Below are 14,556 nucleotides of genomic sequence, written 5' to 3'. Positions count from 1 at the left end.
CGAAACTGTGGACATGGTCCGTGAAATGGACGGTAAGTTTGTTGCGAAGATCTGGGGAAACCACGAAAAGGCGGTCATGGACAACGATACGACCCGTTTCGCAACAGATCGTGGGCGTGCCATCCTCCACTATACGCAAAAGCACCTTTCGCAGGAGTCCATCGACTTTATCAATAACAAGATGAATCGCGATGGCACTTGTTCCCTGGAAATCGACGGCAAAAAATTCCTGCTGGTACACGGCATCTTGGGCGACCCGTATTGGGGCAAGTTTACGCCCGCAGAACTCATGCGTGAAGAATACGCCCCGTACGATTATGTACTGACTGCGCATTCTCATGTGTGCCACTACTTCGAGGTGCTTTTCAAGGCGGATTCCCCGAGCACGAGGAACAAGAAGAAAACTGTCTTTATCAATCCCGGTTCTGTGGGACAGCCGCGGTCTGACTTTAGGAATTTAAACAGAGGCTTAACATGAAGAAAAATCTGTATGTCATAAGTGGTGCTACCGGCATGACCGGCAGCGAACTTTCGCACCAGTTGTTGAAGGACGACAACATCGTGGTCGGTTTCGACAACTTCTTTGCAAGTTCCATCGACACGGTGAAGGACTTGGTCGGTCGCGATGACTTTATCTTTTTTGAATACGACATCAACAATGCCGAACACATGGCCGCTGTCGCCGACAAGGTGAAGAGCCTCAAGGGGTCGTATTCCGGCCGCCTGATATTTATCAACTGCGCAGCAGTGGTCCACACCAAGCATTTCTACGAAGTGGAACACACGTTCCAGACAAACGTCATCTCGATGAAGACTTTCCTCGAAATGGCCATTGAACTTGGTGCAGATACTTACATCAACTGCTCGACCTCTGAAGTGTATTCCATGCAGTCGTGGAACGCTAACGGCGGCGTCCGCGAATCGGACTTCTTGGTCATGGCAACGGCAGAGCACAGCCAGCGCACGAGTTACGCCGTCGGCAAGCTCCTTACGGAATTCTTCATGAAGGATGCCGTGGACAAGGGCAAGATCAAGGGTTGCTCCATCCGCTTTGCGAACGTATACAGCAAGCATGAACGTTTTGCTGACCACATTATCCCGCACATCATCAATAACCTCCTCGAAAAGCCCGAAGTCACGTTGCTCGAGAATTCGAAGGTCAACAAGCGTACATTCCTCCACAATATCGACAGCTGCCGCGCTGTGATGGAATTGATAGAATCGCCCGAGGCTCTTGACGGTACTGTCTATAACGTCGCGACCGAAGAGGAAATTTCCATTGTCGATCTCGTGAAGCTTATCGCGAAGAAGATGGGCATGGACGACGTGAAAATCAAGTTTGAAGGTTACCGCAAGTCCGACCCGGAACGTCGCTTGCTCAATACAGATAAAATCCGTACGCGTACCCACTGGAAACCGGTCGTTACGCTGGAAGAAGGCCTTGAAATGTGCGTAAAGAGTATTGAAAGATGAAATACCTGATTATTACTGTTGCCGGGACGGCGACCCGCTTTAACAGGGACACTGAAAAGGAAACCCTGAAGTGCCTCTATTACAAGGACTCCCCGAAGTTCGCGCTTCTGCCGCAGCTTTTGAAAAATTGCGGCGAATACGACAAGTACATCATCGTGGGCGGCTATCTCTATTCCGCTCTCGAAGAATATGTGAAGGAAAACCTCCAGGCCTATGGCGACAAGATTAAACTTGTCTATAACGAGCATTTCAAGGACTATGGCTCGGGTTATAGTTTGTACAAGGGCATTGAGGCCGTGAAAGAACCGGGCGATGTCACCTTTGTCGAAGGTGATCTGTTCTTCTTGAAAGAAAATTTCAAGAAGGTCTATGACAGCGAAAAGAGCGTGCTCACGATCAATCGCGAACCAATCTATTCGAACAAGGCCGTAGCGCTTTACGTATCGACGGATGGCCGTCCGCATTACTTGTACGACACGAACCATTCTTCGCTCACGATTCCGGAGCCGTTCCTCGCAGTATTCAATTCTGCGCAGATGTGGAAGTTCCAGTCGGCAGAAAAACTGCACGAGGCCGTCGCTTCCTTGACCGAAAAGCAACTTCAAGGAACAAACCTCGAAATTATTCAGGCGTATTTCAACAAGCTTACCCGTGAAGAATATGACGTGGTCACGTTTGATACCTGGTATAACTGTAACACTGTTGCGGACTACAACATTGTCCGTGAACTTATGGAGTAAGATATGGAAATCCTGAACAAGAAAATTGCCTTGCTCAAGTCCAAGGTCGAAAAGAATGAGACGATTACCATCATGATTATCGGGCTCGGGAGCGTCGGTACGTTTCTGCTCGACTTTCTGGTAAGCCTCCGTGACCCGCAGCTGAAAATTGTGGTTGCGGGCCGCAATGCAGCCAAGATGCAGATGGACGTGAATATCGTTCGCACGGCGGCGACAATCCGTCGCGAACTGCGCAGCCAGATTGAAATTCTCGGTGACTGCGATTTGAACGATGTTGACAGCATCGCCGCGACAATCAAGAAGGCAAACCCCGACTTTATTGTGAACAGCAGCCGCGTGTATTCGGGCCTCAAGTACGGGAGCATCTCGTGGAGCAACCTGCGCGCTTACGGCATCTGGTCTCCGCTCTCCATCCGTTATGCGAAGAACATCATGGCCGCTTACGAGAAGGCGGGCTCCAATGCGGTGACCATCAATACCTCGTATTCCGATGCGGTGATTCCTTGGCTCAAGTCCGCCGGCAAGACATACTTCGATTTCGGTAGTGGCAACTTGAACCACCTCATTCCGCGCATGAAGTTCTTCATGGCCGAAAAGTACAACATCGACAACCTGAACGATATCGACGTGACGCTTGCGGTAAGCCATTTCCACGACGTGGTGATTTCCAAGGAAGGCCACGCCGAAGGCCAGACACTTCTCCTGAACTTCAAGAAGGATGGCAAAGATTTACCTTTCGATCAGGCCGAAGTGCTGGCAGCCTGCTCCATCCCGATGCCGGTGGATCAGAAGCGCAACATGATGAACGCTTCGAGCAATTTCAACATCATCGATTCCATCTTGACCGCTCTCCGCGAAAAGACGGTGACCAAGGTACATGCGCCCGGTGTCGATGGCGAAATTGGTGGCTATCCGGTGCTCATCGATGGCGCGAAGGCCGAGGTCTCGTTTGATACTTCGCTCTTCAGCATGGAAGACATGCGTGCGGCGAATCGCAAGTCCATTTACTGCGATGGCATTGAGAATGTGGAAAACGGCACGCTCGTCTATACCGACGAACTCGTCGCGAAGGTAAAGAAGGCGTTTAACGTTGATTTGCCAAAGCGCGTTGCGTTTGAGGATATCGAGAAGACGGCCGACTTTATCATCAAGAACATCATCGAGCCGTTTGCACCGAAAAAGTAATTGCTGTAGCGGATCCTGCTAGCCCATCTTGAAGGTGCGCAGGAATTCCGCATAGGGCGTATCGGGGTCCAGCACGTATTGACTGTGTTGGGCTCCTCTTTTTTCTACGGGCGGGAATTCCATGTAGTTCCCGAACAACTGTGTGAGAATGTTGCGATATCCTGCAGGTGCCGGGAAACGATACCCTTCGAATTCAACATCCACCGATTCGTCAAAGTCCTTTGCGTCCCACACGTTTTGTTCTAGCGGTTCTGCCGTCCATGTCAGGATGGCCAGTTTTTCTGTTTCGCGGTCGTTGAACATACTCGCGATTTCATGGATTCTCTTGTAGTCCGCGATATGGTCCCTGTGGTAGTTTTTTACGCGCTCGCGGTTTTTCTCGTTCAGCTCCGGGTTGGTTAGCCGCATGAACGTTCCGTTCTCGATGTTCAGCAGGTTTATTTCGGCAAAGCGCTCTTCGGCTCCTTCCGGTACAAAATGGTCCAGCGCGAAAACGTCGATGAAAAGCCCGTGGTTCATCTTTTGGAACCGGATGATAGGGCTGATAGCGCTCGTATTCGTGTTGCGGATACAAGTGTGCGAACCTGCGAATTCTTTGTCGGTGAGCGGCGTCTGCAAGAAAAACGGATGTTTGAATTCATCTTGCAGCGTGTTCAGCTTGTTGAAATCGTCGCGAGGCATGGCGACATCGATATCGTCGTCCCACGGGATGAATCCCTTGTGACGAATGGCACCGAGGAGCGTCCCGCACATCAAGAAATATTTCAGGCCGTGCTTTTTGCATATGCGGTCGAATTCAATCAAGATATCGAGTTCGATGGCCCATACCTTTTTGCGGGAGGAATCCACAAAAAAATCGCATATCGTTTCTTCTTGCAAAAACGAGGGCGGAACGATTCCTTTAGCGACAATTCTTTCGGGTTCAGTCATGTCTTAAAATTCTTTGAAATCAATCAATGGTTCGCCAATTAATTTAAAATATTTGTTCCGGTCGACTAGCGTTTGTGGGAATCCGATGTCTTTGGGGTAGTCGCGCCAGTTCTTTCCGTATTCCCTGTCCAGGATCTCTTCGGCCTTGTTCGGGCAGGGAAGTTCCTTGCCTTCGAATAGGATGGTCGTTGTGGGATAAACGTCATCGTGATTTCTAAATCCGTGATAGCCGTATTCAGTCAGGTCCCAGTTACCGAGCCCCGGAACGATTCTGGACGTGTGCTCCATCGAAAAAATGCCGCTCTCTTTCCATGTGGCTTCGTAGAAGTCGAAAAGTTCCTTCCAGGCATGAGGCTTTCTTATGAATGCGATGGCTTTGTCTCTGAAGGCGAGGTACTGTTCTTCGGTTACGTCTTCTTTCAAGAAATCGTTCGGGAAAAATTCCAGGTTCTTTGCGTCCCTCAAACAAGTTCCATTGAATATGTGTACACAAGTCGGAGTCATGAGAGCGACATTCTTGTTTGCATTCGCGCGGATGTTCTTGTCGTAATATTCGGCATAGTAACCGGACTTTTGCGTTGTGTCAATCCACACGAAATTGGGGTCGGTCTGTAGAACGTGAAGGAGCTTGTTGAAATCGGCTCGAGACATCGCAATGTCGATATCGTCATCCCAAGGAATGAATCCCTTGTGACGCTTTGCGCCCAATAGGGCTCCGCCTTCAAGGTACATTTGGATATCGTAGGGCTTGAGCAAATCAAGGATGTGTCTTGTAAAATCAACTTCAACAAGTTGAAATTCGCGGAGATATCCGTTGGCAGGTTTCATTTGGCCTATGTCAAAATGCCGCTTTAGGTAACTGACTTGGAATGCCAACGTATCATTTTCTTTTTTCAGACGCTCGTTTTCAATTCTATTTTTGAATAGAACTCTATGAACACGTCTCATGTATTTGATCAGTAGCTTTTTCATTTGTAGAAAGTTCTTTAGAAAAACTTGATGGCTGTATAATGGGGCTTTCTGTCTTCTTCGGGAGGTAACGACATATAGTCGCGATATTCCGAAGCGAGAATTTTGTCGTAATTGTTGGGTCCGTAAAAATAGGTTCCGGCAAAAGCGTATTTCTTGAGAGGGAAGACTTCGTCTATTTCTTGCTTGCCATACGTGAATGGATAAGCGAAAATTTCTTTTTCCGAAGTGCTGGCTTCCCTGTTTTTGTATTCGAGCAAGAAGGTTTCCTTCTTTTTCAAATAATCTTCGTCCGAAATGAACCCGAGTTTCTTTCGGCGGTCGATGTAGTCCAGGGCTTCGTTCAAACGATATTCCGCAAAATCTTTTTCCTTGATTTTTGTAAGCTTGTATAAATCAACACTTAATCCGTGATTTTTATACATGGAGTCTTGTGGAAATAGCGAACAGTCGCATTCGGTATTCAAATCTTTGACGTGTGCCCAGCCATGAAAGTATTTAGGCTCGGTCTTTTCGTTTTCAAGGAGCATGTCGGCAGGGAGCTCTTTAAGGAGCACATCTGTCGCCTTCTCGTAGGTGTCATCGAACAGCAGAAAATCGAAATCGTCGTCCCACGGAATGAATCCGCCATGCCGGACGGCTCCGAGCAATGTGCCAAAGGCTATCTGGTAGGGAATATCGTGCTTTTCAAGGATGCTCGCCGTGGCTTTAGCCATTTCCAATAGGCGGTCTTGTACGCGTTTGATGTCGAAGGACGTTTCCATTAGAGAGCCTCTATCATATCTAAACTGAATACGGGGATGTTGAACTTGTCTGCGACTGCTTTGCGTTCTGCAAAGGAATCATCGATGAATATGGAATTTATATTGTCTATGAAATCTATTTTCTTTTGACTTGGATCAAGATGGATTATGCGGTCAAATATTTGACGGATGCGTAACTTGTCCAAAAGCTCGTCTAGTTTTCCGAGCTTTTCATCGTCGTGTCTAGAAAGCATGGTAACTTTGATATTGCTGTTTATGCAACGGTACAGAAACGCCATCAAGGCGTCATTCACAATTTTTTTTTCGAGGTAGATACAGTCGTCAAAATCAACAAAGACTTCATTGTAATTTATGTCAATTTTGTATTTGTTGTCTAACGCACGATCTAGTTCTACATTGTATTTATTGCGTAGAATTCCGACGGGAATATCGAATGCGTCGAAGATACTCATCAACGCAAAATTGACTCCTTGCGCACGGAATAGCGAAGACGATCCTCCAAATCGACTTGCAACTTCTAGTAACGTAAGTTCTCCATTTGCATCGCGCTTGACTTGGAAAAACCATGCTCCCCGAAATTTGATGGCTGTGTTAATTTTTTCGGCAATCTGTAAAAATTCGCCGTTGTCGTCAACCGGCTTTGTATTGACGCTAATGCCATTCATGATTCGGCTACGTTCTCTAGGGGCGGCAAATAGAAGCTTTCCGTTGCTATCGGAAAAACAGTCTACTGTAAATTCCTTACCTGGCAAAAACTCAACTAAGATGCAGGATGGGTATTGACTCAAGTGAGTTTTCATTTCAGCAATGGAGTTGAGCTTTTTTGCGCCGCGGCTTCCGTAACCAATATCTGGTTTTGCGAAAATAGGAAACATGTTTGCCGCTTCGGGTGATTGTAGTTCGTCTCTTGAAAAAACTTTTGGAGTCCTAACGTAATTTTTTAAAGTTTCATAGGTCCTGGACTTCGAAAGGCATATCTGTGTGGTTTCGGTATCAGGAGCGATGACCTTGCATCCGATTTCGGCCTCGTTCTTCTTCAATATTTCGATGACGGCGTCCATGGCCGGGTAGATTGCATCGATGTTATAGTCGGCAACGACCTTTTTTATGGAGGGAATAAAGTTCGGTGCCGTGATAAAAGGGAGGCCATCTACGTAGTTCTCGAAGACAAATTTACCGTGGTCGTCAACGGAACTTGCGCCAATGAGATTAAAGTGAGTCGAATTCTTGACTGATCTATAAATTTCAAGGGCTATTTCGGAGCCACATGGGAAAACAAGAATGTTTTTTTTCATAATAGCTCAAAAATGGAATTTATTTCTTTTTTTGTATAACGTTTATAACTCGATTCACGCCTTCATTATCCAAATCAGCAAACATGGGGAGACACAATACCTGGTTTGCTAGCTTGTGGGCTACAGGAAGGTTGGCTGGATTTGCTGATTCCAGTCCTTTGTAGGCACTGAATGTGCTTATGAGAGGATAGAAGTAACGACGCCCGTAGATGTCATGTGTTTTAAGTGTTTCGTATAATGCATCGCGGCTCATGCCATATTCTTCTTCGTTTATGAAAATGGGGAAGTAGGCGTAATTGTGACGAACCCCTTCGGAATCCTTGAGGGTGCGGATTCCAGGAATGTCTTTTAGTGCTGCTCGGTATTTTTCTGCGATGGCCTTTCTATTTGCAATGGCTCCGTCGACTTGTCTCAAGTTTAATAGACCGTAAGCGGCACGAATTTCGTCCATTTTGCTGTTGATTCCGGGGGCTACAACGGTAGTCTCGCCTGCAAAGCCGAAATTTTTCAGGTAGTCGATTCGTTTCTTGGTGGCTGCATCGTGGCAGACTAGGGCGCCACCTTCAATAGTGTTGTATACTTTTGTGGCGTGGAAACTGAGCGTACTCATATCGCCGGCTTTCAGTAGCGATTCACCGTTGATGCGTACACCAAAAGCGTGGGCGGCATCGTAGATAATCTTCAGACCGTATATGTCGGCAATTTCCTGAATGCGCTTTGTGTTGCAGGGCGTTCCATAAACATGGACAGGCATAATCGCTGTTGTATGTGGTGTTATGGCTGCTTCAATCTTTTCTGGATCAAGGTTGCCGGTTTCTTCATCGACATCGACAAAGACTGGCTTGAGACCGTTCCACCAGATGGAATGAGTTGTTGCCACAAAACTATAAGGTGTTGTGATGACTTCGCCTGTAACACGCATTGCTTGCAGTGCCGTAATCAAAGGGAGCGTTCCGTTTGTGAATAGGCTCAGGTATTCGACACCCAAGTATTCGGCTAAGGCCTTTTCAAGCTCCTTATGGTAATGGCCGTTGTTCGTAAGCCATTTACGATCCCAAATATCTTTGAGAAAGGGGATGAAATCGTCCAAGTTCGGGAGAAGTGGCGATGTAACTGTAATTTCTTTATTTTCCATGTTTTCTCTTGAAATCGGCAACTGTTTTGATCAGGTAGTCCAAACATTCAAAATGTAGTATTTTGGCCAGTCCGAAGTAGGTTAAACATCCAATGGCAATCTGCAAAATGATGGTCAAATAGTTGTTGAAATGCAGGTAGGTCAGGCTTGCTATGATGACTGTCATGATTGCCGCTAAAAGAATGGAAGGTGCGATGTCTTTTAGCTGTTCAAAATAACTGTAATCGAGGAGCTTCTTGTTTGGTGCTGCGTTGACGAAAGAGGCTATTACAGCGCAAAGGGCTGTTCCATATGCGATGCCGATTGGGGTTCTGAAGTATAAAATAAAACCGATAAGTATGGCTAGACCATATGTTTTTTTGATGATTTCCAGCTTGAGAAAAATGTCACTACGGCCCAATGCGTTTATTGCTGATAAATTAGATGTGTGGATGGGGTAGAATGCGTAGAAAAAACAGAAAATACGTACGAAGGGAACGCATGGTAGCCATTGGTCCCCAAGAATAATAAGTACTAGAGGTTCTGCAATCGCTGCTAGTCCAGCCATCATTGGTATAATTAAAAACGAACTTGTGACGATTGCTCGTCTCATCATCTTTTTTACTTGAGGCCTATCGTCTTGGTATGCAGAAAGTGACGGCAGCATAACCGATTGAATGGAGTTATTTATGTTGTTGACGATTAGGTAAGGGAAGTGGCTTCCGCGATCATAAAAGGCGAGACTTGCCGGCGAAAACATCTTGCCGATGACTATTCCCTGAATTTGCGAATAAACCGTATCCAATATAGACGAAAGCAACAGCTTCCATCCGAAGGAAAATAACCCTTTCAGGCGCTGTAAGGAAAACTGACGTTTGGGCCTCCAGGGAACTGTGTACCACATGATGATGACTGATATTGCCGAGTTCGATAGCTGTTGGGCGACGAGAGCCCATACTCCAAAGCCGTTGAACGCTAATGATATGCCGATAATACCCGATGGAATGATTGCACTGATGCTTCTGTAGAACAGCTTTTTGAACATCATGTTGCGCGCTACATAAGCATATTGAATGGAATTGAAAACGCCGATGAACAATGTCAGGGTAAGAACCCTGATGATGGGGATAAGGGCTTCGTTGTTGTAAAAATCGGCGATAAATGGGGTTGTGAAAAAGATGATTCCGTAAATGATTGCCGCTAAAAAAAGACTGGTATAAAATACGGAAGAAAAATCTAAGTCATCCGCATTTTTTTTCTGGATGAGAGCAGTCCCTAGACCGCTTTGGATAAATACGTTTGCTATAGCGATGATTATCGTTACTATGGCAACAAGCCCAAAGCTTTCAGGGGCTAGCAGGCGGGCTAGAATGATGGATACAACAAATTGAGTTCCTTGAATCCCTATTCGTTCTAGAAATTTCCAGATTAAAGATGAGATGATTGTTGCTTTTGATGGCATGGCGAAAAGGCGTAAAGCTAGTACTTTCCGTATTTGTAACCATAGCCGTCGCTATGACTGTGTTCGTACTTGTTGATGACGAAACTTGCATGAGCATGACTGTTGCCTTTCAGTAGCTGATTCATTCCGTCCTTGATGGCATCGATGCCGTGCTTGTTGTATTCGATGACCATGACAATTTGAGATGCTACTCGACAGGCAAGAGCTGCGTCTGTTACTAACATGATTGGAGGTGTATCGACGATGATGAGGTCATATATTTTTTCGAGTTCGCTGATCATCGTTGTAAAATGCTTTGAACCAAGAAGTTCGGATGGGTTTGGTGGAACCATTCCGCATTGCATAATGAACAAGTTTTCGACTTCTGTTGTTTTGATCGCTTCGTCAACAGAAGCTTCACCGAGGAGTATTTGAGAAAGTCCTTTGCTGCGCTTGATACCGAATTCCTTGTGCAGACGGCCCTTGCGGAGGTCAGCGTCGATAAGAAGTACTTTCTTGCCGAGACCCGCAAATAGAGCGGCTAGGTTGACGGAAATAAAGCTCTTGCCAACGCCTGGAATAAGTCCGCTGACGCCGATGATTGGGTGACTGCTGTCGTCCATGCTAAATTCAAGGGAGCTGCGTAATGCTCGAATCGATTCTATGGCAACGTCATCCGGTTCTACTACGGCAAGAGGGCGTGTTCCTTTAGAACCGTTGGGATTGCCTTTGGGAACCTTGGCGTAAACGCTAAATCCTGTTTCTCGTTCGATGAAGTTTGCGTCACGTACGCCATTGCTGAATTTGCTGCGGATTAATACGATAAGAGCTCCGAACATTAATCCAAAGAATATGGCGATGATAAGGATTAGTTTCTTTTTCGGTTTAATCGGTTTTGAAACTTCTTCTGCGAAATCAATGATACGGACGGAACCGACTTCGCCGGCGGATACGAGCTTCAACTGTTGAATGTTATTGAGCATCGTTGTGTACAAGTGCTTGCTCATGTCGACTTCATTTGTCAACTTCAGGACTTCTTGCTGTGTGTTCGGAAGTTTTTTGGTTGCGGCGTAGTTGTTGGCGAGTTCGCGCTTCAGGTTGTTCTCTTGGTCTTCCAAAGTCTTTACTGTTGGGTGCTCCGGTTGAAATAATCGAATTGCACTTTGTTTTTTCTGTTGAAGATCAAGTAGCTTTTGTTGTAATACGTTGCGTTTTTCTAGAATAATCTGTGTTTCTGCTCCAATGTCAATTGAGCCAACCTTGTTACGATAAGTATTGAATTTAAGGAGTGAACTATCCATTTGTGCTTTGACGTCGGGGAGTTGTTTTTCCAAAAATTCCAAAGTTTTTTGCGCTTCGGCATTGCGTTGCTCGACGTTTTGCCTTAAATAGGATGTTGCAATTTCGTTAAGGATTTTTGTTGCACGATCGGGATAAATATCCTGATAGCTGAATTCTAGGATGCCTGTTTTTTTGCCTTTTTCCTTGATGTCAAATGCGCTTTTAAAAGCTGAGATTGCGTTAAGTCGGTCTGATTTTGATAATTCAAATTTTTGACCTGGGATGGCATTCATGCGCTCCACACGAATTATTGCTGTGTCATTGGCGTAAGGAATGTGGTATGTATCCCCGACGATGCCCGATAATAATTTGCGGTTGTTGTGGTCGTAGAGGTCAAATTTTGTGCTGTCTGTAGCTTCTGCAATCCATGGCCCAGTCTTTTCGTTTTCAGGAATGTTGTCCCATGGAACTTCAAACCGACTAAGCTCCATGCGACCTTCTCTATGTAATAGACGATCCAAGCCGTTTACAGGGGTTGCTGTGTATTGCAAGTGCATCTTTTCAACAGCTTCGCCAATGATGTGACGGCTCTTGATAAGCTCAATTTCTGTTTCAGCTGGGCTTGTAGGGGCAAAGAGGTTGCCGAGTCCTCCCATCAAACCCATGTTCTTGTTGTTCTTGGATTCAATTTGGAGCAGTGCGTCTACTTTATAGACGGGGCGAATCCACATGGCGACGAAAACGCCTACGATTCCGGCGATAAAAACGCATGGAATCATTATCTTCCAATTTTTTACCAGCTCCTTCAACAAGTCAAAAAGGTCAGTTTCTTCTTTTTTAGAAGATGCAGACATATAACCACCACTCTGTTAAAATTATTTCCTACACTCACAAGCCAAGATAGCAATTTTTCTATTATATCATTGATGAGAAAAATAATTGCTACATGTTTTGCGCTTTCTGCGCTGTCTTATGCCTATCTTCCGGGCGAATCTGGTTTTGTCTCGCTTGACGGTGGGCATGGTGTTTTCGGGAACCCGGCCGGGCTTTCGTCGCTTGATTCCAAGGGTGCGCTTGTTTCGTACCAATTCGATGACGGTATTACCGAGTTTCGCGTGGGTGGAAATTTGGACCACCTTGGCGCAGGTTTCGAGTACCGCTTTAACGATAAGGGTATGGACGAATCGCGTTGGAACTTGACGCATAGTTTCCCGCTTTTTGACCGAAGCGCTTTTTGGGGCGGCCGTTTTACGGCGTTTCGCAGTGCTGATTTTATGGGAACGGAGTGGACTTATTCTCCTGGCATTTTGATTCGCCCGTTCCGGTTCCTTTCTCTTGGCTATTCCTGCGAGAACTTGCTTTATTTGGGACCGGCTTCTATGGAGCGCATCCACAATGCTGGGGCGACTCTTCGTTTGGGAAATTTCTTGAATGCTAGCTACGATGTTGAAAATTGGAAGGAACACCGGCTACTTTTGGAAGTTTCTCTTTATGGATATCGGTTCGGATTTAAAATGCCTTTGTACGGCGATGACGATGAATTCGCGCTTACGCTTTCTACTTCGTTTGGCGGGTATGTCGATGCATCCCTCAAGATATTAGATGACTTTTTGCCGAAGGGCGGAAGTATCGGTTTCCATGCGGCGCGTAATCCGCGGTCATCGCATTCGGCGCAGATTATCCGTGTGCCACTCAACATGGAAGTTTCCGAAGTCGAAAAGAAGTTCCTTTTCTTTGAACCGTCGTCCATTGGACTCATGAAGGTTCGGAATTTGTTCGAACATCTGCTTCGCGATCCGGCGGCAGGACTTGTCGTGCTTGATTTTTCGGGATACAATGGCAATTTGGCAATTTCCGAAGAAATTAATCGCTATGTGAAAATGCTCAAGGCTCGCGGTGGTCTTGTGATTGCTTACATGGATGATGTTCGCCCGTCTGTGCTTATGGCGGCTGCCAGCGTGGACCGCATTGTTGTGGAGCCTTCGGCGCATTTTACATGGCTTGGGCTTGGTGGCGGAATTACGTTCTACAAAGGATTTTTGGATAAATTAGGTATTAAAGTTGAGTTCTTGCGTCATGGAGCCTACAAGTCGGCAGTGGAACCGTACACGGCAGATTCCATGTCGGTGAATGCCCGCGAAAATGTGGAAACGCTTTACAAGGATATTTGGGAACTTGTTCGAATGCGCTTGGCATCGCGGATGAAAACGGGAACGATGCCGGTCAATGCTGAAAAGCTGGATGAACTTGCGCAAAAGCCTGTGATTACTGCGATTGGCGCGCACAAGGCGGGCCTTGCCGATACGATGCTTTATATCGATCAGGTGCCTAGCTATGCCTTGAAAACGTTCTTTGGAATAGAGGCTCCTTACGCTGGCTTTAGAACGTGGGCTCCGTCAAATACCAAAATTTTTGACGAAAGCTGGAACCACCGCACAAAAGTGGCGCTGTTGAATATTAATGGAACGATTGATTCTAAAATGGAATCGGCTGTACTTGAGAGTTTGCGCAGACTCCCTGGCATGGGCGTGAAGGCGCTCCTTGTGCGGATTTCTTCACCGGGCGGTAACGCAATTGCATCCGATAAAATCTGGGGAGCGCTTAAAAACTTGAGCCGCTTTAAAATTCCAATTGTTGCAAGTATCGGAAATATTGGAACGTCGGGCGCCTACTACATTGCCTGTGGTGCAGATAAAATAATTGCAGAGCCGTTTGCGATTGTCGGGAGCATTGGAATTTATGGCGGAAAGATTGATGCTTCCGGCTTGATGCAAAAAATCGGGTTGAGAAACGAACCGGTGAAGACTAACGATTATTCTGACGCCCGTTCCTTTGCTCGTCCGTGGACTGACACCGAAAAGGCTGCATTGCAGGAATACATGGATGATTTCTACGACCGCTTTACGGGCGTTGTGTCGCAGGCGACTGGAATTGACCAGGCTGTGGTGGATTCCGTGTATGGTGGCGGTCGCGTGATGGTGGGCTGGAAGGCAAAGGAGGCTGGACTTGTGCAAGGACTCGGCGGTTTTGATGACGCTCTTGATGAAATTCGCAAGCTTGCTGAAATTCCAAAATCCACGGATATCGAACTTGTTCAGTTGAATACTGAAGATTCTTTTGTGGTGCCGTTTATGAATGCAAAATCGTTTGGAAACTTTATTCGTGATATGGAGCGCACCCAGTTCTGGGCGATTGAACCGATGCTGATGAATAGTTATTAGTCCTTGGTCAGTAGTAAAAATGAAGTGTGAAAATAAAGGATTTTTCTTAAACAGTCATTCTCGACGCGAAGCGGAGGGAATCCATACAGAACGAAATGTGTATGGATCCTCACCTTCGTGAGGATGACGTCTTGACGCCTGCT

At 46.3% G+C, this 14,556-nt stretch carries 12 protein-coding genes; 5 read left to right on the top strand and 7 right to left on the bottom strand.

The window, feature by feature from the left end; translation table 11 throughout:
* The 4 genes from HUF13_RS15040 to HUF13_RS15025 form a co-directional block, all read left to right on the top strand.
* Positions 1 to 478: metallophosphoesterase (locus tag HUF13_RS15040; RefSeq protein ID WP_304039254.1), on the top strand; the 478-nt coding region annotated here is incomplete at its 5' end.
* Positions 475 to 1,473 (top strand): NAD(P)-dependent oxidoreductase, encoded by a 999-nt coding sequence (locus tag HUF13_RS15035; RefSeq protein ID WP_173475882.1) that lies wholly within the window; start codon positions 475 to 477, stop codon positions 1,471 to 1,473. The genes HUF13_RS15040 and HUF13_RS15035, both read left to right, overlap by 4 nt.
* Positions 1,470 to 2,213 (top strand): DUF6564 domain-containing protein, encoded by a 744-nt coding sequence (locus HUF13_RS15030; protein WP_173475881.1) that lies wholly within the window; start codon positions 1,470 to 1,472, stop codon positions 2,211 to 2,213. Before HUF13_RS15035 ends, HUF13_RS15030 begins: the two co-directional genes overlap by 4 nt.
* 3 nt (positions 2,214 to 2,216) lie before the next feature.
* Positions 2,217 to 3,398 (top strand): hypothetical protein, encoded by a 1,182-nt coding sequence (locus HUF13_RS15025; RefSeq protein ID WP_173475880.1) that lies wholly within the window; start codon positions 2,217 to 2,219, stop codon positions 3,396 to 3,398.
* Positions 3,399 to 3,416: 18 nt separating this feature from the next.
* Here the strand turns inward: HUF13_RS15025 and HUF13_RS15020 are convergent, their stop codons facing one another.
* The 7 genes from HUF13_RS15020 to HUF13_RS14990 form a co-directional block, all read right to left on the bottom strand.
* Entirely contained in the window at positions 3,417 to 4,328 is a 912-nt protein-coding gene (locus HUF13_RS15020) for a phosphorylcholine transferase LicD (protein ID WP_173475879.1), read from the bottom strand.
* Between the two features lie 3 nt (positions 4,329 to 4,331).
* The gene (locus HUF13_RS15015) at positions 4,332 to 5,156 is read right to left on the bottom strand and encodes a LicD family protein (RefSeq protein WP_173475878.1); all 825 of its coding nucleotides are present in this window, start codon (positions 5,154 to 5,156) and stop codon (positions 4,332 to 4,334) included.
* A gap of 158 nt (positions 5,157 to 5,314) precedes the next feature.
* The gene (locus HUF13_RS15010; RefSeq protein WP_173475877.1) at positions 5,315 to 6,061 is read right to left on the bottom strand and encodes a phosphorylcholine transferase LicD; all 747 of its coding nucleotides are present in this window, start codon (positions 6,059 to 6,061) and stop codon (positions 5,315 to 5,317) included.
* Positions 6,061 to 7,356 (bottom strand): ATP-grasp domain-containing protein, encoded by a 1,296-nt coding sequence (locus HUF13_RS15005; protein ID WP_173475876.1) that lies wholly within the window; start codon positions 7,354 to 7,356, stop codon positions 6,061 to 6,063. The genes HUF13_RS15010 and HUF13_RS15005 overlap by 1 nt, the downstream gene beginning before the upstream one ends.
* Positions 7,357 to 7,375: 19 nt before the next feature.
* Positions 7,376 to 8,491 carry a DegT/DnrJ/EryC1/StrS aminotransferase family protein gene (locus HUF13_RS15000; protein WP_173475875.1) on the bottom strand — a complete coding sequence of 372 codons (1,116 nt, stop codon included), beginning with the start codon at positions 8,489 to 8,491 and terminating at the stop codon, positions 7,376 to 7,378.
* A complete protein-coding gene (locus HUF13_RS14995; RefSeq protein WP_173475874.1) occupies positions 8,481 to 9,932 on the bottom strand; it encodes a lipopolysaccharide biosynthesis protein in 1,452 nt (483 codons plus the stop codon). Before HUF13_RS14995 ends, HUF13_RS15000 begins: the two co-directional genes overlap by 11 nt.
* Positions 9,933 to 9,949: 17 nt before the next feature.
* A complete protein-coding gene (locus HUF13_RS14990) occupies positions 9,950 to 12,046 on the bottom strand; it encodes a polysaccharide biosynthesis tyrosine autokinase (RefSeq protein ID WP_173475873.1) in 2,097 nt (698 codons plus the stop codon).
* Between the two features lie 72 nt (positions 12,047 to 12,118).
* On the opposite strand from HUF13_RS14990, the gene sppA reads away from it, so the two are divergent.
* Positions 12,119 to 14,413, top strand: a complete 2,295-nt coding sequence (gene sppA / locus HUF13_RS14985; protein ID WP_173475872.1) for a signal peptide peptidase SppA — start codon at positions 12,119 to 12,121, stop codon at positions 14,411 to 14,413.
* Positions 14,414 to 14,556 lie beyond the last annotated feature (143 nt).

It is taken from the genome of Fibrobacter succinogenes (assembly GCF_902779965.1).
In the GTDB taxonomy this organism is placed as follows: domain Bacteria; phylum Fibrobacterota; class Fibrobacteria; order Fibrobacterales; family Fibrobacteraceae; genus Fibrobacter; species Fibrobacter succinogenes_F.
Note: the sequence above shows the minus strand (reverse complement) of the source record. Positions and strands in the feature narration are given on the sequence as shown.